Genomic DNA, 21,603 nt, shown 5'->3' on the forward strand with positions numbered 1-21,603 from the left:
CGACCTTCGTACGGAGTGGGGTGACGTGGTTGAGGTGCGCTGTCCCCGCGGCGAACAGCCACAACGAAGGGGCGCGGGGAACTGCGCGACCAGCCCTCAACCCTCAGAAGATCCGGCAAACCCCGCAAGGGGCAGCCTGGACGGCAGTCCAGCCCGCCAAAGCCCGAGAGAAGCAAGCACTCCCGGGCACTCCGAAGGAAGCGAGCTTCTTTTCACGGAGGAGCAGAGCGAATCCAGGGGCGCGGGGAACGGCGCGACAAGCCACCCACTCACCGCAAGGTCCCGGGACGGGCGGGTCCGGGCCACCCGGGGGGTTCAGCTCGGCCACACCGTGGGGTCGGGGACGAAGCGCACCCGTAGGGCGCCGTCGCGGAGGGCGGCACCCTGGACGGTGCAGCGGCGGAGCGCGGAGGGGAGGGGGAGGATACGGCGGAACCCACCTGCGTCGACGACGAGTTCGTCCCCGCGCCGGACCAGGTCGAGCCCTTCGCGGTCGGCCCCGGGCAGCGGAAGCACCCAGAGGAAGTGCCCTTCGGTGTCGAGCAGATCCTCGACCTCCCAGGGCTCGGCGGCCCGCGCCGGACCGCCGGACAGCGGCACCCCGCCCAGCTCGGCAAGATCCGCGGGGGTGCGCGGCTCCCGCCCGAGATGCGGGAGTTCGACCAGCGGCACCCCGTCGGCGGCGCAGCTCTCGGCCACCGCCTTGAGCTCGCTCTGCTGCTGCCCGGACAGCCCCGCGAGGAACGCGTCGGCCGAGCCGGTCGGCAGCAGGCGGTTGGCGACGACGGCGGCGAGCCGGTGCCCGTACAGGGCCAGCCCGGTCCGCGCGGTGCGCAGCGCCTCCTGGGGCCGGGCCCCGGGGTCGAGGACGACGGCCACCGCCGTGCCGGGGTCCTCGATCACCGCCTGTACGGCGGCGAGTTCGCGGTCGGCGCGGGCCGCGGCGTCGTACGCCCACTCGGCGGGCATCGGGACGCCGGCGAGTTGGGCGAGCACCGGGCGCAGCGCGCGGGCTGCCTGCCGGTCGGGGGGCAGCAACCGCCAGAGGTAGCGGCGCAGTTGCTCCGGGAGCGCCAGCATCCGCAGCGCGTCCCGTACGGCGGGCAGGTCCACGACGACCAGGTCCCACGGGGACGGGCCGGCGGCCCCCGTGTCGTCCTGGTCGGACAGCACCCGGGCCTGCCGCAGCGCCCGCAGCAGGGCGAGCGGGTCGGCGCCGGGAAGTTCGGTCAGCTCCTCCGGGTCCAGCGGCGCCGCGCCGAGCAGGGCGAGCAGCGCGCCTGTCCGGCTCTGCGCGTCGAGCGCGCCCTCGCGGAACGCGGCGGCCGGATCGACCGGGCCGACCGTCAGGCCCGGCGCGGTGACCTCGGCGGCGGCCCGGTCGGCGGTGAGCAGCAGGGTGCGGCTGCCGCCGCCGGCCGCTGCTGCGGCGACGGCAGCGGCGACGGTGCTGCGGCCGGCCCCGGACGCGCCGGTGACCAGCAGGGTGCGTACCGCGGTCACGCTCAGACCGACTTGCCGGACGTGCCGGACCCGGCGTCCGTGCCGGCGCCCTCGACGCTGTCGGCACCCTCCGCGGGCCGGTCCGCGTCGCCGGACTCCACCCGCTGCTTCAGGCCGGCCAGCGCCCGGTCGATGATCACCTTCTCGGCCTTCCGCTTGATCATCCCGAGCATGGGGATCTTCACGTCGACCGTGAGCTGGTAGGTGACCTCGGTGCGGCTGCCGCCGTCCAGCGGCACGAGCGCGTAGGAGCCGTCGAGGGTGCGCAGCATCTGGGACTTCACCAGCGACCACCGCACCTCGTCGGCGCCGATCCACTCGTACGCCAGGGTGTGGTCGTCCTTGATCGCGCCCGCGTCCAGCACCAGCCGCACCTGCGCGGCGCGCCCGGCGTCGTCGGTGGCGAGCACCTCCGCCTGCTTGACCTCGCCGGTCCACTCCGGATAGCGGTCGAAGTCGGCGATGACGCCCATGACCGCGGCCGGCGCCGCCTCGATCGTGATGCTCGACCTCGTGTGTTCCGCCATCGCCGTGGCCCTCCGGACTACTGGTGCATCTGGTGAAAGTGCTGATAGCGCTCGTACTGCTCGACCTGTCCCGACGTGGGGAAGGCTATCGCGCCGGGCCGTGCGGCAGGTCACCACTGGAGTGCCCAGGGGACGCGGGTGTGGTTGAAGTGGCCGACATTGACGCATTCGGTGCGGCCGATCCGGGTGCGGCGCACCAGCGGCTGGTGGACGTGCCCGAAGAGCGCGTACTTCGGCTGCACGGACCGCACCGCGTCGAGCAGCGCCTCGCTGCCGCGCTCGAACCGCCGGGCGGACGTGTCGTAGCAGAGTTCGGGGACGGCCGGCGGGATGTGCGAGCACAGCACGTCCACCGGGCCGAGGGCGGCCACCTTGGCGGCGTACGCCTCCTCGTCGATCTCGTACGGGGTGTGCATCGGGGTGGGCAGGCCGCCGCCGACGAAGCCGAAGACCCGGCCGCCGATCTCGGCGGTGGCGCCGTCCAGGACGGTGGTGCCGGGCCGGGCGTACTCCTTCCACAGCCGGGGCACGTCGACGTTGCCGTAGGTGGCGTAGGTCGGGGTGGGGAACGCGGCGAAGAGCTCCGCGTACTGCTTGCGCACGGCCTGCTCGATCAGCGCGGGCCGGTCCCGGCCGGCCCACAGCTCGCGGTCGAGCGCCCGCGCCTCGTCGAAGCGGCGGGCGGTGCGCAGGGCCACCATGCGGTCGGCGTTGGCCTCGCCGAAGAGGTCGGGGAAGATGCCCCGGGAGTGGTCGGCGTAGTCGAGGAAGAGCACCAGGTCGCCGAGGCAGACCAGCGCGTCCGCGCCGTCCCCCGCCCTCGCCAGCGCCTCGACCGCGCCATGTACGTCACTGACCACGTGAACCCGCATGCCGTCACCCTATGCTCGGGTGTGTGACCCTGAGAACATCTGCCCTGCGCCCCCTATCCCGAGGCTTTACCGATGGGTAACGTCCTCGCAGTCCATACCTTCCCTCCGGGTGCGACGCGGCACCGATGAGGAGCAGCAGCCTTGCGTGAGTTCAGCCTTCCGGCCCTGTACGAATTTCCCGCGGACGGCAACCTGACGGACCTGATCCGCCGCAACGCCGCGCAGCACCCGGACACGCCCGTCATCGGCCGCAAGGACTCCGCCGGGCACTGGCAGGACATCACGGCGGCCCGCTTCCTCGACGAGGTGCGGGAGGTCGCCAAGGGCCTGATCGCCTCCGGGGTGGAGCCCGGCGACCGCGTCGCGGTGATGTCCAGGACCCGCTACGAGTGGACGCTGCTGGACTTCGCGATCTGGACGGCGGGCGCGGTGACCGTGCCTGTCTACGAGACGTCGTCCGCCTCCCAGGTGGAGTGGATTCTCGCCGACTCCGGCGCGGTCGCGGTGGTGGTGGAGTCACAGCCGCACGAGGAGACGGTGGAGTCCGTACGGGAGCGCCTGCCGCAGCTCAAGCAGGTGTGGCGGATCGACGGCGGCGGGGTGCGGGCCCTGGTCGAGGCGGGCAGCGACGTCTCCGAGGCGGTGGTCGACGAACGCTCCACGGCCGCCGGCGCCGACGCCCCGGCCACGATCGTCTACACCTCGGGCACCACCGGCCGCCCCAAGGGCTGCGTGCTCAGCCACCGCAGCTTCTTCGCCGAGTGCGGCAACGTGGTGGAGCGGCTGAGCCCGCTCTTCCGCACCGGGCACTCCTCGGTGCTGCTCTTCCTTCCGCTCGCGCACGTGCTCGGCCGCCTGGTCGAGGTGGGCAGCGTGATGGCACCGATCCGGCTCGGACACGTGCCCGACGTCAAGAACCTCACCGAGGACCTCCAGGGCTTCCGGCCGACCCTGATCCTCGGGGTGCCGCGGGTCTTCGAGAAGGTCTACAACACCGCCCGGGCCACCGCGCAGGCCGGCGGCAAGGGCCGGATCTTCGACAAGGCCGCGGACGTCGCGATCGAGTACAGCAAGGCGCTGGACACCCCCGGCGGCCCCTCGTTCAAGCTGCGGCTGACCCACCGCGTCTTCGACCGGCTCGTCTACGCCAAGCTCCGCGCGGTGCTCGGCGGGCGTGCCACCCACGCGATCTCCGGCGGTGCCCCGCTCGGCGAGCGGCTCGGCCACTTCTACCGGGGCCTCGGCTTCACCGTCCTGGAGGGCTACGGCCTCACCGAGTCCTGCGCGGCCACCGCGTTCAACCCGTGGGACCGTACGAAGATCGGCACCGTCGGCCAGCCGCTGCCCGGCTCCACCGTACGGATCGCCGACGACGGCGAGGTGCTGCTCTACGGCGAGCACCTGTTCACCGGCTACTGGAACAACGACGCGGCCACCGCCGAGGCCGTCTCCGACGGCTGGTTCCACACCGGGGACCTGGGCACCCTCGACAACGACGGGTACCTGACGATCACCGGCCGCAAGAAGGAGATCATCGTCACCGCCGGCGGCAAGAACGTCGCGCCCGCGGTGATCGAGGACCGCATCCGCGCGGACGCGCTCATCGCCGAGTGCATGGTCGTCGGCGACAAGCGGCCCTTCGTCGGCGCGCTCATCACGCTCGACGAGGAGTTCCTGCCGCGCTGGGCCGAGCAGCACCAGAAGGCCGGCCGCACCCCGGCGGAGCTCTCCTCCGACCCGGACCTCCTCGCCGCCGTCCAGCACGCCGTCGACGAGGGCAACGCGGCCGTCTCCAAGGCCGAGTCCGTCCGCAAGTTCCGCATCCTGCCCGGCCAGTTCACCGAGGAATCGGGCCACCTCACGCCGTCCCTCAAGCTCAAACGCTCCGTCGTGGCCGCGGACTTCGCCGCCGACATCGAGGCGATCTACTCCGCGTAGGGAGGGTGCCCCCGACCCCCCGGGGTGGGTGGTCCTGTCGGTCGAGGGACCACCTGCCGGTGGTGGCCGGTCGCGCAGTTCTCCCCCAGAGCTTCGCCTGGGTGGTACCTCCACGCGCCCCTTTGGGGCGTACCCGCCTGCGGCGGGAAGAGCCGCACATACCCAGGGGCGCGGAGACGTGCGCGCTCAGCAGGCCACTGCATGTGGCCGGGAGCGGACCGCAAGGGGCGCGGCGCAGGCCCGTACACCCCCACCGGGCCGGCAACCGGCCTAGAGCAGGGACTGGAGGCGGTCCGCCAGGAGGTCCCAGCTCCACGCTTCGTGGACCCACGCCCGCCCGCGCTCCCCGAGGGACCGCCGCAACTCCGGGTCACGCAACAGCGTGAGGATGCGGGAGGCGGCCTGTTCGGGCGACCCCCCGGGGACGACGTACCCGGTCTCACCGTCGAGCACGGCGTCCGGCGCCCCCCCGGAGTCGCCGGCGACGACGGGCAACCCCGTCGCGGACGCTTCGAGGTAGACGATGCCGAGCCCTTCGACGTCGAGCCCGCCCCGCCGGGTCCTGCAGGGCATCGCGAAGATGTCCCCCGCGCCGTAGTGCGCGGGCAGTTCGGACCAGGGCACGCTGCCGGTGAACCGGACCGCCGCGGCCACCCCGGTGCGGGCCGCCAGCTTCTCCAACTCGCCGCGGTACGGCCCGCCGCCGACGATGAGGAGCACCGCGTCGGGCACCTCGCGGAGGATGCGCGGCATCGCGAGGATGAGCGTGTCCTGCCCCTTGCGCGGCACCAGCCGCGACACGCAGACCACCACCGGCCGGTCGGCGAGCCCGAGCCGCGCCCGCAGCACCGCGCCGTCCGGCCCGGGGTGGAAGACGCTCTCGTCGACGCCGGGCGGCAGCCGCACCATCCGCTCGGCCGCCTCGGGAGTGAGCGCGGCCGCGATCCGCGACCGGGTGTACTCCCCCAGGTAGGTCAGGACGTCGGTGCCCTCGCCGATCCTGCGCAGGAGTTGGCGGCTGGCCGGGAGCTGCGCCCACCCGGCCTCGTGGCCGTGCGTGGTGCCGACCAGCCGCCGGGCACCCGCCTTGCGCAGCGCGGGCGCCATCAGGGCGAGCGGCGCGGCCGCCCCGAACCACACCGACGAGCAGCCGTGTTCCCGCAGCAGTTCCGCCGCGCGCCGGGTGACCCGGGGCGTCGGCACCATCATCCTGGTCCGGTCCCGCACCACGGTGAACGGCTGCTCGGCGTCGAACCGCGCGACCTCGCGCCCGTCCCGCCAGGTCGAGGCGTACACCACGACCTGCTCGGGGTCCATCCGCATCGCCATGCTGTGCACGAACGCCTGGATGCCGCCGGGCCGCGGCGGGAAGTCGTTGGTGACGATGAGCGTCTTTTCCATCGCCGCCGACAGTACCGCCTCGCCCCGGCCGGCGGGCCGCGCCACCCGCCCGGGCACCCTGAGCGGCGGTGCCCGGTCAGTGTCCGGCGGCCCACCGGCGGGCGGCGGCGATGCGTTCGGCGGCGGTGGGGTGGCTGCCGAGCAGGGCGTGGGCGAGGCGGGGCGGCGCCGGGTCGGCGACGTTCGCCACGGTGAGCCGGCGCTGCATGGCGATGAAGGTGGCGGGGTCGCCGGTGGTGTCGAGGGCGTGCCGGTCGGCGCGGCGCTCGACGCGCCGGCTGAGGAGGGCGGTGAGCGGGCCGCCGAGGGCGCCGCCGACCGCGGCCACGGCGGCGAGCAGCCAGGCCGAGCGGGGGTCGGCGAAGTGCCGTACTCCGGCGGCGTGCAGCAGCGGGTCCCAGCTGACGACGGCGGCCAGGACGCACACCCCGGCGGCGGCGCCGACCGCGCCCAGCGCGGTGCCGCGCGCCACGTCGCGGTGGACGACGTGGCCGAGTTCGTGAGCGACGACGAGTTCGACCTCGCGCGGGTCGGCCGTGCTCAGCAGGGTGTCGTAGACGACGATCCGCCGGGTGCCGCCGAACCCGGAGACGTACGCGTTGAGCGCGGTCGTACGGCGCGAGGCGTCGGCGACGAGCACGTCCCGTACGGCGACGCCGTCGCGGGCGGCCAGCGCCAGCAGGTCGACGCGCAGCGGTCCCGGGGGCATGGGCGTGAAGCGGTTGAAGAGCGGTTCGAAGACCAGCGGGGCGAGGAAGGAGAGCAGGACCGTCAGCACGGCCGCGCCGAGCGCCGCCCACGCCCACCACCAGCGGGTCACCCCGGCGAGCGCGTAGACCGCGAAGAGGGCGCCGAGCGCCAGCGGCAGGGACACCAGCAGCCCGCGCAGCCGGTCCACCGCCCAGCCGCCCCAGCCCTGCGTGACCAGGCCGTAGCGGGCCCTGACCACCCGTCCCCGCGCGGCGAACGGCAGCCCGGCCGCCTCGCCCAGCAGCACGAGCGTGACCGCGCCGCCCACCACCCGCACCGCCCACGCGGTCCCGAAGGCGCCGACCAGCCGCGCCCCGCCTCCGGTCAGCCCGAGCGCGAGCAGCAGCGCGAGCGAGACCGCGGAGGAGGCCAGCGACAGCGGCAGCACCTGCCGCCGCAGCGCCTGTCCCCGTGCGACCTGCTCGGCCGTGAAGTCGGGCCCCTCGCCGACGGGTTCGGGGCTCTTCGCCTCGCCGCGGCCGTTCTCGCCGTTCGCGTCCTGCCCGCTCAACCCAGCTCCTGTTCCACGTAGGCGCGCCACTTCGCGGTGAAGTCCGCGAGCCCGATGCCGAGCGAGGCGCGCAGGTGGGAGTCGAGTGTGCCGCCCTTCGCCACCGCGCGGTAGAACGTGGTCAGCGTGTCCGGCGACCACTGGTCGGCGATCATCCGGCAGGCGAGCCACCCGCCCTCGTACGCCTGGGCGAGGCCCTTGGCGGTGGAGCGGAAGTCGGCGTCGGTGGGGAGCGCGGCAGGGGTGCGGCCGGCCTCGACGTCGGCGGCCAGCTCGGGCGCGATCTCGCGGGCGGTGCGGCCGGAGTCTCGGTAGGCCACCCAGTCGGCGACGCCCTCGGACAGCCACAGCGGGGTGGACGCGGTGGTGGACAGCCGGGTGGCGACGTGCGTCGTCTCGTGGGTGAGCACCACCTGCCGCCCGAACGCGGACAGTTCGCCGAACGCCGCCGGGTTGAGGATCACCCGGTCCGCGGGCGCCGCCGCGTTGCCGCCGCCCTCGCCGGTGGTGACGGCGGCGATGTCCCGGTAGTCGGCGGGCTTCGCCGAGAGCAGCGCCGCCATCTGGTCCAGGGTGGACGGCGCCTCGATCACCACGCTGCCGGGCCAGCCGGAGCCGAACGCGTGCCGCACCTCGGGCACGGCCTTGTCCGCGTCGTCGGCGTAGCCGCGCAGCGTCTTCTCGCTGCCGAGCCCCAGCACCAGGCTGTGCGTGCCGCGCACCACCCGCACCGGACCCTGGTCCCAGATCTGTACGGCGGTGCGGTGGCCGCTCGCGTCGCCGTCGTCATCACCCGCCAGGTACCAGCGGGTGCCGTGCCGCGCGAGGGTCAGGTAGGCGGTGGAGACCACCGGGCTGCTGTCGTAGCCGCGCAGCCGGTAGCTCAGCCGCACCTCGGCGGCGGTGCGGCTGCTGCCGTCGGCGGTCGGCGGCAGCGCGAACGCGCCGGTGCGGACGAGTTGGTACGACCACGCGGCGAGCGGCACGTCGGCGAGATCGGTGAACACCTCGCGTTGCTGGGCGCGGAAGCGGGTGGCCGCCGGGTCGATCCCGGCTAGGAAGGCGGCGCGGTCGTGGTGCAGCACCGCGGTCGCCCGCCGCGCGAGCAGGGCCCGCGCGGCCGCGTCCACCGAGGAGGTCTTCTTCGCCGCGGTCCCACCCGACCCGGTGCACCCCCCGGCCAGCAGCACCCCGCACACGCCGAGTGCGACCCCGCGCGCTCCGCGGATGAGCCGCACCGTCCGAAGTGATCGAGCCCCATCGTGCACGCAGTGATCGTACGGTGCTCACCTTTCCCCGAGGCGCGCCGGGCCCGCCGGCCCAGCCCCCCGCGACGAGTCGCCGGACCACCCGCCGGGGGCCGACAGGACGGGGCTGACCGGGCGGACGGTCACGGACGAGTGATCGCGGTGATCGGCATCATCGTGACCGGGTCGTAGCGGACCCGGGCGCCCGGGTAGGGGGCGTGGATGACCTGGCCGCCGCCGACGTACATCGCGACGTGGCTGGCGTCGGAACGGTAGATCACGAGGTCACCCGGGCGGGCCTGGTCCAGCGAGACATGCCGCCCCGCGTTCATCTGCTCCTGCGAGGTCCGCGGCAGCGCCACCCCGGCCTGCGCGTACGCGTACTGCATCAGCCCCGAGCAGTCGAAGGAGTTCGGCCCGGTGGCGCCCCACACGTAGGGGCTCCCGAGCATCCGGCGGGCCGCGGCGACGGCGACCGCGGCGCGCCCGGAGGAGGCGGGCAGGTCCAGCAGGGGCGGCAGCACCTGGTCGCGGGAGGCGCGGGCACCGCCCCCGCGGAAAGCGGCCTGCTGGGCCGCGGGCATCGCGTGCAGCAGGGTCTGGGCCGTGGCCAGCGCCCGCTGCACCTCCTTCTTGCGCTGCTGGAGCTGCCGCGAGGTGCTCTGCAACTCCGCGAGCTTGCCGGTCGCCTGGTCCCCCTCCTGCCGCAACGTCCGCTCGGCCTCCTGGAGTTCGCCGAGCCGGGCGGCCTGCCGGGCGCCGAGCCGGTCCAGCGCGGTCGCCTGGTCGAGGTACTGGGACGGCCGGTCGGAGAGCAGCAGCGCCAGCGTCGGGTCCATCGCGCCCTCGCGGTACTGCGAGGCCGCGACCGCGCCGAGGTCGTCCCGCAGCGCGTTGACCCGCTGCTGGCCGCGCGCGGCCCGGTCCTGGAGGTCGGCCACCTCGCCGCGCAGCCGCTTCGCGGTCTCCTGCGCGGCGTCGTACTTCTGGGTGGCCTGCTCGGCCTGCTGGTAGAGCTGGTCCAGCCGGGTCGCGGCGTCCGGGGCGGTGCCACCGGCAGGGTCGGCCGCCGCGAACTGGGCGGCACCGCCGGACAGCGCGGCGGTCGCCGCTGCCGCCGCCGACAGCACAGTGACCCTGGTGGTACGGGAAGCGAGTCCCGGCTGCGGGGTGCGTCGATGGGAAGCCACGAACGCTGACAGTAATCGCGCCGTGGCGCACGGTTCAAAGATCCGCGGCCGCCCGAATCCGGACCGCGACCGTGAACCGCAGGTCACACGCCCGCCGTCGGCCCTCTCGGCAAGGTGTTCATCACCCGTCCGCCGTACGGGAGTCGGGCGCGTCACCGTCGACACCGGCCGTCATACGAACGAACGGGTACCCGCGAACGCGCCGGGCGGCCGCCCCTCAACGGAGCGGCCGCCCGGGCCAGGTCATCAGCCGGGGCACTCCGCCCCGCGCGGGTGCGTCAGATCCGCACGCCGAACTCGAACGGCATGTCGCTCATCGCCTCGTACCGCACCACGGCGCCCGGCTTCGGGGCGTGCAGCACCTGGCCGCCGCCCGCGTAGAACCCGACGTGGTGGAAGTCGCCGTAGAAGATGACCAGGTCGCCGACTTCGAGCTGGGAGGCGTTGTAGATGCGGGTGCCCGCGTTCGCCTGCTCCTGCGAGGTCCTGGGTATGGTCACGCCGGCCTGGGCGTAGGCCCACGAGGTCAGGCCCGAGCAGTCGAACTGGCTGGGGCCGGATGCGCCGTAGTAGTACGGGGAGCCGATCTTCGAGACGGCGGCGTCGAACGCGTTCTTGGCGCGGGCGCTGGCGGCCTTGGTGTTGCCGAGGTCCACCCGGGAGCTGGCCCGGTTGGCCGCCGCCGCGTCGTCCTGCGCCATCTGCGCGCGCTGCGCGGCGGTCAGTCCGTTGAGCACCGACTGCGCCTTGGCGAGCTTCGCCTGCGCGTCCTTCTTGTTCTTCGCCAGGTCGGTGCGGGTGCTCTGCACCTCCGCGAGCTTCGCGGTGGCCTCCGCCCGCTCCTGGTCCAGCGTCTGCTTCGCGTTCTCCAGCTGCGTGAGCGCACCGGCCTGGAGCGAGGTGATCTGGTCGAGCGAACTCGCCTGGTCCAGATAGTCGTCCGGGTTGGAGGAGAGGAAGAGCTGGAGCGAGGGGTCGATGCCACCGCTGCGGTACTGCGAGGCCGCGATCGCGCCGATGTTGTCCCGCAGCTTGTTCAGGTGCTCCTGCTGGCGGGCGACCTGGTCCTGGAGGTTCGACGCGTCCTTCTGCAACGACTTGAGCTTCTCGTTGGCCGCGTCGTACTTCTGGGTGGCCTGCTCGGCCTGGTCGTAGAGCGCGTCGACCTTGGTCTTGGCGTCCTTGACGGACTCCTTGGCCGGGGCGGCGGCGTTGGCAGCCTGCGAGGACAGCGCGACCGCTGCCGCCGCGGTGGCGGTCAGCACGGTGACGCGCACGCGGCTTGTCGGCTTGGGACGACGGTGGGACGCCACGAAGGCGGTCTCCTTCTTCCTTCAGCCGCCTACCGGTTCACTGGCGGGCGGCCTCCGAGCGCCACCCGGGTTGGATGATCGACTGCGCGGAGGTACGAGCCCAGACCCTAGTGACCGAACTGTGATCGGTTCAAATCCTTGCAGGCAAAATCTCGACCGCTTCGCATATTCTTTACGCGCCCTGTACCCGGGGTGAGGGCAGGAGGACACTGCGTTGGCGGTCGTGCGCTCGTGAACGCAAGCCGCCGTCGAACGGCCGGAAAGAGCCGGTGAGTTCACGCCACCACCACAGAGCGCGCGGGAAACCTCCCGCGCGCTTCGCACCGTCCGTACGCCTGTCAGGCGCTATGCCCGTTTCACACCCGGGCGAGCCGTTTGAGCAGCAGCACCGAGGCGACCGGGCGGGCCCCGGCCTTCGCCACGCCGTCGGCGACCTCGCGGTCCGCGGAGACCACCACGATCTGCCGCCCCGGCGGCTCCGCGCGCACCAGCCGGCGGATCAACTCGTCCGCGGTCTCACCGGCCTTGGAGAACAGCACCCGCACCCCGCGCGGCGGCGCGAGCAGCACCGGCATGTCCAGGTCGGCCCCGTCGAAGACGCAGGTCACCTCCGCGCCGCTCTGCGCGGCCAGCGCCGCCAGCCCGCCCAGCAGCCGCAGCCGCTGCTTCTCCAACGGCAGCGCGGGATAACCGGTCTTGGTGACGTTGTAGCCGTCGACCACCAGGTGCGCCTGCGGCAGCGCGAGGAGTTGGTCCAGCAGCGCCGGGTCGGTCGCGGACAGCGCCCGGGTGGCGATGTCCCGCGCGCTGAACGCCCCGGGCGCGACCGCGTCCACGGTGTCCGCGGGCCGTACCCCGAGCGTGTCGCGCGGCGGCAGCGCCAGCTCGCGGCGCAGCCCGGCCGCCGCGTCGAGCACCGTGTCCAGCAGCAGCCGCAGCCGGACCTCCTCCACGCTGCGGCCCTCGCGCACCGCGCGCCGGCCGGCCTCCACCACCGCCTCGGCCTCGGTCAGCCGGGTCCGCAGCCGGCGCGCCTCGCTCTCGGCCGCGGCACGCTCGCGCGCGGCGGCCGCCCGGGCCTCGTCCAGCTCGGCCTGGAGTTTGCGCTGCGCGGCCTCGGCGCGCTTCACGTCGCTGTGCGCGGCCCGCAGTTTGCGGTGCAGCGCGTCGCCGTCCTTGCGTACGGCGTCGAGTTCGCCGCGGGCGCGGGCCGCGTCGGCGCGGGCCTGGGCCTGGAGCGCGACCACCTCCTCGCGCAGCCGGGCCAGTTCGCGGACCGTCTCCTCGTCGACCCGCTCGGCGTCGGCCCGCTGGGCCTCCTCGCCCGCGGTCGCCACGAGCTTGGCCCACCCCTCCGGCCGCAGCAGATACGCGGCCGCGGCCACGTCCAGCGGGTCGGCGGCCGGCGGCGGGGTGCCGGAGTCCAGCGCCCCGGTCAGCTCCGGCTGCGCCTCCCGCAGCCGCCCGGCGACCTTCAGCCGGAAGCCGGGGTCCGACTCCAGCGCGGCGGCCAGCGCGGTCGCCGCGTACTTCACCCGGCGGGACGGCGTGAAACGGGCATACGGCCGCAGCGACACCGGCAGTTCGGGGAAGGTGAACCCGCCGAAGGCGTCGGCGGCGATGGCGACCACCCGGTGCCGTACGCCTTCGGGCAGCGGCCGGTCGAGCGCGGACTCGACCGCGCCGTCCTGCTCCGCGCCGCGCGCGTCGTCAGCCGCCGCGTCCCCGCCGGCCTCGTCCTCACCCGCCTCGTCCTCACCCACCGCGTCCGTGTGCTCCGCGGCATGCTCGGCGGAAGGCTCGGCCGGGCCGGTACGGTCGGCGGGCGCGCCGCCGTCCGCGGGCACGGCGTGCTCCACCGGCTCGGCGTCCCGCGCCGCTCCGGCGCCCGGCCCGCTCTCCTCGTCGGGCAGCGGTAGGCCGCCGTTACCATCCACCAGTCACTCCCTGTCGGGTTCCTCGGCGCCCTCCCGGCCCCCTTCGATCCCTCCGGCCGCCGCCTGCTGCTTCCATTGTCCCCGTAACAGAGCTCAACCCGTCGCGGAACCGTCCGTCACGTCCTTGCCGGGGCGGTCCACCAGTTCGACCTGGTCCACCGCGTTGCACCAGCGGCAGCGCACGGACTCCACGGTCTCGCTGAGCACCTCGGTCTCCTCGGTGCGCGGCTCACCGCCCAGATCGAGGTGGACGTACTCGACCACGCGGGTCGAGCGGGTGACGTCGAACCTGGTCAGATTGCCGCACAGCGTGCAGCGCCACCGGGTGGTCGCGGTCGGCAGGGGAACCGTCATCGGCTCCGCACCTCTTCTCGTCTCGGTGCGTCTACTAGGCGGACTATGGCTCACCCATACCCAACGTGAGGGGCGTGTGTGCCCCGGTCACCCTACGGCCTCGGAGGTCCGGCGCGCTGCGGCGAGGCGGTCCTTGCCGGTTGGTCCCGTTCCGTCATGATCGGTGCATGGTCATCCCGGTGTACGACAAGAACCCGGTCCGCCGCCCGCCGGTCGTGACCTACGCCCTCATCGGCATCTGCACCGTGGTGTTCCTGCTCAGCCCGCTCTCCGGCTTCGTCCGGCTGCACGGCAGCGGGCCCGCGCTCCAGTGCGCGCAGACGGTCTACTTCGACCGCTGGGGCGTCATCCCCAGCGAGCTGTTCCACGGGCGGCTCCCGGTCGGCGAGCTCGACCTGCCGGCCGGCTGCAAGACCCCGGGCACGTTCCCCAAGGTGCCGTTCCTGTCCGTGCTCACCTCGATGTTCGTGCACGGCGGCTGGCTGCACCTGATCGGCAACATGCTCTTCCTCTACGTCTTCGGCGACAACGTGGAGAACCGCATGGGCCGGGTCCGCTTCGCGCTCTTCTACCTCGCGGCCGGCTACCTCGCCACCTACGGCTTCGCCTTCGCCAACACCGACGACACACAGAGCCTGGTCGGCGCCTCCGGGGCGATCTCGGGTGCCCTCGGCGCCTACCTCTACCTCTATCCCAAGGCCCGCGTCACCAGCCTCTTCCCTTTCCTCTTCTTCGTGCCGCTGCGGTTCCCGGCCTGGGTCGTGCTCGGCTTCTGGTTCGTCCTGCAGTGGCTCGCCGCCCAGACCGCGCAGGGCGGCCCCGGCGTCGCCTACCTCGCCCACGTGGTCGGCTTCGCCTTCGGGTTCCTGTGGGCGTGGGTCTGCTACCGGCCACGGCGTAAGGTGAGCGTCGTCATCGGACCCACCCAAGGAGACGTCCAGCCGTGATCACCGCGATCGTGCTCATCAAGACCTCAGTGGACCAGATCCCCGAGATCGCCGAGTCGATCGCCGCGTTGGACCACGTCAGCGAGGTGTACTCGGTGACCGGGACGTACGACCTGGTCGCGCTGGTACGCGTGGCTCGCCACGATGACCTCGCGGACATCATCCCCGGGCAGATCTCCAAGATCCCGGGGGTGGAAGTGACCGACACCCACGTCGCGTTCCGCACGTATTCCCAGCACGACCTGGAGGCCGCGTTCTCCATCGGGCTGGACTCCTGAGGAACCGCAGGTCCTGCCCCCGGATGGTCCGGTCCGACCATCCGGTCCGTTCCGGCTGGTCGCGCGGTTCCCCGCGCCCCTTGGTGACGCACCTCTTCCGCGGCGTGCAGCCACCGGCCGGGGACGCGTGACGGGCAGCCCGGGCGGTCCCGTCACCGTACGGGCACGCACCGCCCGGCCTCGGTGCGGTAGCGCCACGCCGCACCGTCGCGGACGAGGGTCCGGACGGCCCCGAGGAAACGCTCGATGTGCTCCTCGGGCGTACCCGCCCCGAAGCTGACCCGCACGGCGTTCAGGGAGCGCTCGCCGGGCGCCGCGTCGGGCGCCCCGCACTCCCCCGGCTCGTCCGGCTCCGTGTCGAGCAGGGTCCGCACCAGCGGGTGCGCGCAGAACAGCCCGTCCCGCACCCCGATCCCGTACTCCGCCGAGAGCGCGGCCGCGAAGTGCGAGGAGTTCCAGCCGCGGACGACGAAGGAGAGCACGCCGACCCGGGCGGAGCCGGACCCGAACAGGGAGAGCACGCGGACCTCGGGAAGCTCGGCGAGCCCGTCCCGCAGCCGGGCCAGGAGTTCACGCTCACGGGTGACAAGGGAGTCGAAGCCGGCCTCGGTGAGCGCCTTGCACGCGGACGCGATGGCGTACGCGCCGATCACGTTCGGCGACCCGGCCTCGTGGCGGGCGGTGCCGGAGTGCCATTCGACGGACAGCCCGTCGCCGGAGCGCGCGACCTTGCGGGTGGCTCCGCCGCCCGCGAGGTACGGCTCGGCGGCCCGCAGCCAGTCGGCCCGGCCGGCGAGTACCCCGGCGCCGAAGGGCGCGTAGAGCTTGTGCCCGGAGAAGGCGACCCAGTCGACGTCCAGCGCGGTGATGTCCACCGGGTGGTGCGGGGCGAGTTGGGCGGCGTCGAGCACGATCCGCGCGCCGTGCCGGTGCGCGGCGGCGGCCAGTTCCCGTACCGGCCAGATCTCGCCGGTCACGTTGGACGCGCCGGTCACGCAGACCAGCTTCGGGCCCTTGGGGGCGCCGTGCAGCGCCACGTCGAGGGAGGCGACGGCCTGTTCGGGGGTGCGCGGCGCGGGCAGGTACTCCACCCGCGCGCCCTCGGCACGCTGCCAGGGCAGCAGCGCGGCGTGGTGCTCGGTGTCGAAGACGAAGACGCGGGTGCCGGCCGGGAGCGCCGAGGCCAGCAGGTTGAGCGAGTCGGTGGTGGAGCGGGTGAAGATCAGCTCGTCGTCCGGGCGGCAGCCGAGGAACTCCGCGACGGTCTCGCGGCTCTGCTCGAACAGGTCGGTGGACAGCTGCGACAGGTAGCCGGCGCCGCGGTGCACGCTGCCGTAGTAGGGCGCGTAGGCGGCGACGTCGTCCCACACCCGCTGGAGGGCGGGGGCGCTGGCGGCGTAGTCGAGGGCGGCGTACCCCACTTCCCCGCCGGTGACGAGCGGCACCCGCACGTCACGGCCGAGCACGGGCAGCGGGGTGGTCGTACAGGCGGGGCAGTCGGTGGCGGCGGCGCCGGCGGCGGGGCGGACGGCGGCGCTGACGCCAGTGGTGCTGGTGGTACCAGTGGTGCTGGTGGTGACGGTCAAGGCGAACTCCCGGCGGAAGGCAGGCGAAAGCACCACGAAGCGTGCAGCCGAAAGCGACTGCGCGGGCGGCGCGGAGCATGAAGATCGGGCGGAATTGCTGGTTGCAGAACCGGGGCCGACTGGCCCTAACGCATTCGCTTGCTCATGAAAGAACTCCCCAGTCCGGCTTGCTGTGAGCCTCGCTGCATCACAGCCTGGTCATCACCCGGGGCACCCCGCCTCGGACGGAGGGTTGCCGGACAGCGAGCCGGGGCCTTTGCGCTGTCACTCGTGACCTGGAACAAGATTGTGCCATACGGCGACGCGGGCGCAAGATGCCGTCCGCTCAGTGGACGGCGCCTCACGCCCGCGCCCGCACGCTCTGTACCGATATGCCCGTTTCACGCCCACCGCTGGTACGCGCCCGCGTACGTTCCGGTGTCCGCGCCGCGCCGCTACCCGCGGGTGGCCGCCACCCACCGCTCCAGCACGGCCTCGGCCGCACCCGAGTCGATCGACTCCGCGGCCCGCTCCAGGCCCTTGATGATGCGCTCCTCCAGCGTGCCGCCGCTTGCCGGCGTCAACGCGGTCAGCGCGGCAGCCGAGTTGAGCAGCACCGCGTCCCGCACCGGCCCGCGCTCACCGGCGAGCAGCCGCCGGGCCACGTCCGCGTTGTACGACGCCTCGCCACCGCGCAGCGCCTCCACCGGCACCAGTTCCAGACCGACGTCCCGCGGGTCGAAGCCGGCGTGCTCGACCTTGCCGTCCCCGACCACCCACACCTGCGAGGTCGCGGTGGTGGTCAGCTCGTCCAGGCCGTCGTCACCGCGGAACACCAGTGCGGACGAGCCGCGTTCGGCGAGCACCCCGGCGAGGATCGGCGCCATCCGCAGGTCCGCGACCCCGGTCGCCTGTGCCTTCACCCGGGCCGGGTTGGTCAGCGGGCCGAGGAAGTTGAACGGAGTCGCCACCCCCAACTCGCTCCGGGCGGTGGCCACATGACGCAGCGCCGGGTGGAACCTGACGGCGAAGCAGAAGGTGATGCCGACCTCCTGCGCCACCTCGGCGACCCGCTGCGGCGACAGGTCGAGGTTGACGCCCAGCGCCGCGAGCACGTCGGACGCGCCGCTCCTCGACGACGCCGACCTGCTGCCGTGCTTGACCACCCGGGCGCCGGTGCCGGCCACCACGATCGCCGACATCGTGGAGATGTTCACGGAGTTCGACCGGTCGCCGCCGGTGCCGACCACGTCCACGGTCGGGCCCGGCACCTCGATGGTCGTCGCGTGCGCGTACATCGCCTCGACCAGTCCGGCGATCTCCGCGACCGTCTCGCCCTTGCTGCGCAGCGCCACCGCGAAGCCGGCGATCTGGGCGTCGGTGGCCTCGCCGCTCATGATCGAGTCCATCGCCCACGCGGTCTCCGCGGAGCTGAGGTCGTCCCTGCGGATCAGGGCGCCGAGGATGTCCGGCCACGAGCGCGCGGCCCCGGGTTCGCCTCCGGCGGGGTGCACAACGCTCATGGCTTCACGCTCCTGGAATACGGCAACACGTCTGACCGCACCCTATCGGTGGGGTGTGCTCCGCAGGGGCGCGTGGGGGTCCTCCCGCGCACCGGGGGGACGCCCGGGGTACGCCCGGGGTACGCCCGGGGTACGCCCGGGGTACGCCCGGGGTACGCCCGGGGTGCGCCCGGGAACGACAAGGCCGCCCGGGCGTGCCCGGGCGGCCTTGGCAGCGTGTCGACGGCTCAGTGGTGGCCGTGGCCGCTGGTGATCTCTTCGTACTCCTCGACCGTCGGCTTCGGGATCTGGCTGTGCTCGCCGTAGAACCCCTCGGAGAGCCTCGCCTGCACCTTCGCGACGGGGCTGACCTTGCGCGCGACACCGTTCTCGTCGGTCTCGGGTCCGAGGTCCAGCGGCTGCGGCTGGACGTGCGCGGTGAGCACGTGCAACTGCTGCTGCGACAGCGGCTCGTGCACCTCGATGAACTCGCCGTGCGGCAGCCGCTTGATGATGCCGCTCTCCCGCCCGTGCAGCACCTTGTCGCGGTCGCGGCGCTGGAGCCCGAGGCAGATCCGCTTCGTGACCCAGAACGCGGCCGGTGGTGCCAGGAAGAAGGCGACCCGCACGACCCAGGTGATCGCGTTGATCGACAGATGGAAGTGCGTGGCGATCAGGTCGTTGCCGCCACCGATCAGCAGCACGAAGTACAGCGTCAGCCAGGCGACGCCGAACCCGGTGCGCACCGGACGGTTGCGCGGACGGTCCAGCAGGTGGTGCTCGCTCTTGTCCCCGGTGACCCAGGACTCGATGAACGGGTACACCGCGATGGCCATCATCACCAGCGGGAAGACCATCAGCGGGATGAAGACGCCGAGCACCAGGGTGTGGCCCCAGGCCCTGATCTCCCAGCCGGGCATCACACGGATCAGGCCCTCGGAGAAGCCCATGTACCAGTCCGGCTGGGCTCCGGTGGACACCTGGTCCGGCCGGTAGGGGCCGATCGCCCAGATCGGGTTGATGGTGGCGATCGCGGCGATCGCGGCGATCACACCGAAGACCAGGAAGAAGAAGCCGCCCGCCTTCGCGGTGTAGATCGGCAGCAGCGGCGAGCCGACCACGTTCTTCTCGGTCTTGCCGGCACCCGGGAACTGGGTGTGCTTGTGGAAGAACACCAGGATCAGGTGGGCCACCAGCAGACCGGCCATCAGACCCGGCAGCAGCAGGATGTGCACCGAGTAGAACCGGCTGACGAAGTCGTGCCCGGGGAACTCCCCGCCGAACAGGAACATCGACAGGTAGGTGCCGACGATCGGCGTGGAGAGCACCGCGCCTTCCATGAACCGCACGCCGGTGCCGGACAGCAGGTCGTCCGGGAGCGAGTAGCCGGTGAAGCCGGTGAACATGCCCAGGAAGAGCAGGGTCCAGCCGAAGAGCCAGTTCAGCTCGCGCGGCTTGCGGAACGCGCCGGTGAAGAAGACGCGCATCATGTGCACGATCATCGCGGCGATGAAGATCAGCGCGGCCCAGTGGTGGATCTGCCGGACCAGCAGGCCGCCGCGGACCTCGAAGCTGATGTGCACCGTGGAGGCGAACGCCTCGGACATCCGCTGGCCGTCGAGCGGCGCGTACGGGCCGTTGTAGACGACCTCGTTCATGCTCGGGTGGAAGAACAGCGTCAGATACACACCCGTGAGGATGAGGATCACGAAGCTGTAGAGGCAGACCTCACCGAGCATGAAGGACCAGTGGTCCGGGAAGATCTTGCGCAGGTTGGACTTGGCCAGCTTGTAGAGCCCGAGCCGGCCGTCGGTCCACTCCGCGACCCGCTCACCGGGGTTCGTCGGGCGGCCACGCCGGGTCGGTGCATCGGTCGTGGTGCTCATGAGCGCTCCCAGAATGCCGGGCCGACGGGCTCCTCGAAGTCGCCGAGGGCGATGAGGTTGCCCTCACTGTTGACGCTGATCCGGAGCTGCGGCAGCGGGTGGCCCGCGGGACCGAAGAGCACCCGCGCGCCGTCGGAGAGGTCGAACGTCGACTGGTGGCACGGGCAGAGCACGTGGTGCGTCTGCTGCTCGTACAGGCTGATCGGGCAGCCGACGTGGGTGCAGATCTTGGAGAAGGCGACGATGCCCTGGTGGCTCCAGTCGCGCTCGCGCTTGTCCTTGATGTCGTCCGGCTTGAGCCGGATGATCATCAGGGCGGCCTTGGCGATCTGCTCCTGGAAGTCCTCCTGGCTCTCTTCGAGTCCGTCCGGCTGGGCGAAGGTCAGAGAGCCGACGACGACGTCCTCGGGACGCAGCGGCTGGTTGGTGTTGGTGTTGATCAGCTGCTTGCCCTTGGCCCACATGGTGTGGTCGAGCTTCTTCTCCGGCAGCGGGCCGAGGTCGCGCAGGATCACCAGGCCGGCCAGCGGCACCATGGTGAGCGCGCCCATCATGGTGTTGCGGATCAGCTTGCGGCGGCCGAAGCCGCTCTCCTTCGCGCCGGTGATCCACTGCTGGCGGACGTTCTCCCGCAGCTCGTCGTCGGCGTCGATACGGTGCCGCTCGTCGGCGACCTCCTCGTCCGACATCAGCGTCCGGGCCCAGTGCACGGCGCCCGCGCCGATGCCGAACAGCGCCACGGCCAAGGTGAGGCCGAGCGAGAAGTTCAGCGCACTGACGTGCCCGAACGGGAAGATGTAGACGATCTTGTCGACCGGGAAGATGACGAAGCACGCGATGAACGCGATGGTGCCGAGCATCGACAGCGTGAACAGGCCGGCCACCACTCGCTCGGAGTGCCTGGCCGCCTTCTCGTCGATGTCCTGGCGCCGGTACTCGTGGGGCGGCAGCCCGGGGTCGGCGAACGGGTCGGGCTTGGCGACCTCGTCGCCGTGGTGGCCGCCCCGCTCGCTCGGCAGGTTCTCTGGCACGTCGTTGTGCGATCCAGTCTCGTCGCTCATGATTTCTTGGCCTTAGTCGTCCGTGCAGCGAGCCAGGTCGTGAGACCGATCAGCGTGCCGAGGCCGAAGACCCAGGCGAACAGGCCCTCGGACACCGGGCCGAGAGAACCGAGCGTGAAGCCGCCGGGGTTCGGGCTCTGCGCGCTGTCCACGGCCTTCAGGTACGCGATGATGTTCGCCTTCGCGTCGGAGGGCATCGTGCTGTCCGGGAAGGACGGCATGTTCTGCGGGCCGGTCTGCATCGCCTCGTAGATGTGCTTCGACGAGACGCCCTTGAGACTCGGCGCGAACTTGCCGTGCGTCAGCGCACCGCCCTTGCCCACGAAGTTGTGGCACTGCGTGCAGTTGGTCCGGAACAGCTCGCCGCCCTTGGCGACGTCGGCGGAGGCCGGGCTGTACTGGTCCTTCGTCGGGGTCGCCGGGCCGGGGCCCAGGGAGGCGATGTACGCGGCGAGCTGGTCGATCTCGCCCTGGCTGTAGGTGTTCTTCTTCGCCTCGACCTGCGGGCCGGGCTGCTTGGCCGGCATGCGGCCGGTGCCGACCTGGAAGTCCACCGCGGCCGAGCCGACGCCCACCAGGCTCGGGCCGTCTGAACTGCCCTGCCCCGACATGCCGTGGCAGCTGGCGCAGCCGACCTGGTAGAGCTTCTTGCCCTCCTCGATGGCGAGGGAGGACTGCGAGGAGTCAGCCTGCGCCTTGGGCGCCGGCGCGAGCGCGGCGTACAGCCCCCCGGTGGCCGCGAGCGCGAAGAGTAGGACGACAAGCGCCGCCAGCGGATGGCGCCGTCGTGCGGAGAGCTTTTTCACGGATTACCCCGGTGT

At 72.7% G+C, this 21,603-nt stretch carries 18 protein-coding genes and 1 riboswitch; of the genes, 3 read left to right on the top strand and 15 right to left on the bottom strand.

Features of this window, described 5'->3' with window-relative positions; translation table 11 throughout:
- Positions 1-315 precede the first annotated feature (315 nt).
- The 3 genes from AB0399_RS29495 to AB0399_RS29505 all read right to left on the bottom strand — a co-directional run bounded on the left by AB0399_RS29495 (position 316) and on the right by AB0399_RS29505 (position 2,902).
- A complete protein-coding gene (locus AB0399_RS29495) occupies positions 316-1,503 on the bottom strand; it encodes an ArsA-related P-loop ATPase (RefSeq protein WP_366413427.1) in 1,188 nt (395 codons plus the stop codon).
- Between the two features lie 2 nt (positions 1,504-1,505).
- Entirely contained in the window at positions 1,506-2,030 is a 525-nt protein-coding gene (locus AB0399_RS29500) for an SRPBCC family protein (RefSeq protein WP_366413428.1), read from the bottom strand.
- A gap of 110 nt (positions 2,031-2,140) precedes the next feature.
- On the bottom strand, positions 2,141-2,902 hold the full coding sequence (locus tag AB0399_RS29505; RefSeq protein WP_366413429.1) for a metallophosphoesterase: 762 nt from the start codon (positions 2,900-2,902) through the stop codon (positions 2,141-2,143).
- A gap of 141 nt (positions 2,903-3,043) precedes the next feature.
- Here AB0399_RS29505 and AB0399_RS29510 point away from each other — a divergent pair, with 141 nt between their 5' ends.
- The gene (locus AB0399_RS29510; protein ID WP_329370366.1) at positions 3,044-4,840 is read left to right on the top strand and encodes an AMP-dependent synthetase/ligase; all 1,797 of its coding nucleotides are present in this window, start codon (positions 3,044-3,046) and stop codon (positions 4,838-4,840) included.
- A gap of 270 nt (positions 4,841-5,110) precedes the next feature.
- Here AB0399_RS29510 and AB0399_RS29515 read toward each other — a convergent pair whose 3' ends face one another.
- The 7 genes from AB0399_RS29515 to AB0399_RS29545 all read right to left on the bottom strand — a co-directional run bounded on the left by AB0399_RS29515 (position 5,111) and on the right by AB0399_RS29545 (position 13,543).
- On the bottom strand, positions 5,111-6,241 hold the full coding sequence (locus AB0399_RS29515) for a glycosyltransferase family 4 protein (protein WP_366413430.1): 1,131 nt from the start codon (positions 6,239-6,241) through the stop codon (positions 5,111-5,113).
- A 76-nt stretch (positions 6,242-6,317) separates the two neighbouring features.
- A complete protein-coding gene (locus tag AB0399_RS29520; RefSeq protein WP_366413431.1) occupies positions 6,318-7,502 on the bottom strand; it encodes a M48 family metalloprotease in 1,185 nt (394 codons plus the stop codon).
- Positions 7,499-8,740: a hypothetical protein gene (locus AB0399_RS29525; protein ID WP_366413432.1), complete on the bottom strand. Its 1,242-nt coding sequence runs from the start codon at positions 8,738-8,740 to the stop codon at positions 7,499-7,501. Before AB0399_RS29525 ends, AB0399_RS29520 begins: the two co-directional genes overlap by 4 nt.
- Before the next feature lie 152 nt (positions 8,741-8,892).
- The gene (locus tag AB0399_RS29530) at positions 8,893-9,939 is read right to left on the bottom strand and encodes an NlpC/P60 family protein (RefSeq protein WP_366413433.1); all 1,047 of its coding nucleotides are present in this window, start codon (positions 9,937-9,939) and stop codon (positions 8,893-8,895) included.
- Between the two features lie 278 nt (positions 9,940-10,217).
- Complete coding sequence (locus tag AB0399_RS29535) at positions 10,218-11,252, bottom strand: NlpC/P60 family protein (protein WP_329370357.1); 1,035 nt, start codon at positions 11,250-11,252, stop codon at positions 10,218-10,220.
- 356 nt (positions 11,253-11,608) lie between these two features.
- Positions 11,609-12,907, bottom strand: a complete 1,299-nt coding sequence (locus AB0399_RS29540; RefSeq protein ID WP_366413447.1) for an NYN domain-containing protein — start codon at positions 12,905-12,907, stop codon at positions 11,609-11,611.
- Between the two features lie 375 nt (positions 12,908-13,282).
- Entirely contained in the window at positions 13,283-13,543 is a 261-nt protein-coding gene (locus tag AB0399_RS29545) for a hypothetical protein (protein WP_328463069.1), read from the bottom strand.
- A 167-nt stretch (positions 13,544-13,710) separates the two neighbouring features.
- On the opposite strand from AB0399_RS29545, the gene AB0399_RS29550 reads away from it, so the two are divergent.
- Positions 13,711-14,490, top strand: coding sequence for a rhomboid family intramembrane serine protease (locus AB0399_RS29550; protein ID WP_329370355.1), 780 nt, complete (start codon positions 13,711-13,713; stop codon positions 14,488-14,490).
- Complete coding sequence (locus AB0399_RS29555) at positions 14,487-14,768, top strand: Lrp/AsnC ligand binding domain-containing protein (protein WP_328463073.1); 282 nt, start codon at positions 14,487-14,489, stop codon at positions 14,766-14,768. The genes AB0399_RS29550 and AB0399_RS29555 overlap by 4 nt, the downstream gene beginning before the upstream one ends.
- A 152-nt stretch (positions 14,769-14,920) precedes the next feature.
- Here AB0399_RS29555 and AB0399_RS29560 read toward each other — a convergent pair whose 3' ends face one another.
- From AB0399_RS29560 to AB0399_RS29580, 5 genes are all read right to left on the bottom strand, one after another.
- A complete protein-coding gene (locus AB0399_RS29560) occupies positions 14,921-16,240 on the bottom strand; it encodes an aminotransferase class V-fold PLP-dependent enzyme (protein ID WP_366413448.1) in 1,320 nt (439 codons plus the stop codon).
- 272 nt (positions 16,241-16,512) lie between these two features.
- A riboswitch (SAM riboswitch) is annotated at positions 16,513-16,630 on the bottom strand.
- A gap of 158 nt (positions 16,631-16,788) precedes the next feature.
- Positions 16,789-17,856, bottom strand: coding sequence for an anthranilate phosphoribosyltransferase (gene trpD, locus AB0399_RS29565; protein WP_328463075.1), 1,068 nt, complete (start codon positions 17,854-17,856; stop codon positions 16,789-16,791).
- Positions 17,857-18,083: 227 nt separating this feature from the next.
- Positions 18,084-19,721: a cytochrome bc complex cytochrome b subunit gene (locus AB0399_RS29570; RefSeq protein WP_329370353.1), complete on the bottom strand. Its 1,638-nt coding sequence runs from the start codon at positions 19,719-19,721 to the stop codon at positions 18,084-18,086.
- Entirely contained in the window at positions 19,718-20,782 is a 1,065-nt protein-coding gene (locus AB0399_RS29575) for a Rieske 2Fe-2S domain-containing protein (RefSeq protein WP_329370351.1), read from the bottom strand. The genes AB0399_RS29570 and AB0399_RS29575 overlap by 4 nt, the downstream gene beginning before the upstream one ends.
- Entirely contained in the window at positions 20,779-21,588 is an 810-nt protein-coding gene (locus AB0399_RS29580; protein ID WP_329370349.1) for a cytochrome c, read from the bottom strand. The genes AB0399_RS29575 and AB0399_RS29580 overlap by 4 nt, the downstream gene beginning before the upstream one ends.
- Positions 21,589-21,603: the final 15 nt, after the last annotated feature.

The organism is Streptomyces sp. NPDC088194, from assembly GCF_040702025.1.
GTDB lineage: Bacteria > Actinomycetota > Actinomycetes > Streptomycetales > Streptomycetaceae > Actinacidiphila.

Excerpts from the sequence above, each read along its gene's own strand:
- AB0399_RS29550 (WP_329370355.1), top strand. The coding sequence starts at position 13,711 with ATGGTCATCCCGGTGTACGACAAGAACCCGGTCCGCCGCCCGCCGGTC.
- AB0399_RS29545 (WP_328463069.1), bottom strand. The coding sequence starts at position 13,543 with ATGACGGTTCCCCTGCCGACCGCGACCACCCGGTGGCGCTGCACGCTG.
- AB0399_RS29515 (WP_366413430.1), bottom strand. The coding sequence starts at position 6,241 with ATGGAAAAGACGCTCATCGTCACCAACGACTTCCCGCCGCGGCCCGGC.
- AB0399_RS29575 (WP_329370351.1), bottom strand. The coding sequence starts at position 20,782 with ATGAGCGACGAGACTGGATCGCACAACGACGTGCCAGAGAACCTGCCG.
- AB0399_RS29505 (WP_366413429.1), bottom strand. The coding sequence starts at position 2,902 with ATGCGGGTTCACGTGGTCAGTGACGTACATGGCGCGGTCGAGGCGCTG.
- AB0399_RS29570 (WP_329370353.1), bottom strand. The coding sequence starts at position 19,721 with ATGAGCACCACGACCGATGCACCGACCCGGCGTGGCCGCCCGACGAAC.
- trpD (WP_328463075.1), bottom strand. The coding sequence starts at position 17,856 with ATGAGCGTTGTGCACCCCGCCGGAGGCGAACCCGGGGCCGCGCGCTCG.
- AB0399_RS29500 (WP_366413428.1), bottom strand. The coding sequence starts at position 2,030 with ATGGCGGAACACACGAGGTCGAGCATCACGATCGAGGCGGCGCCGGCC.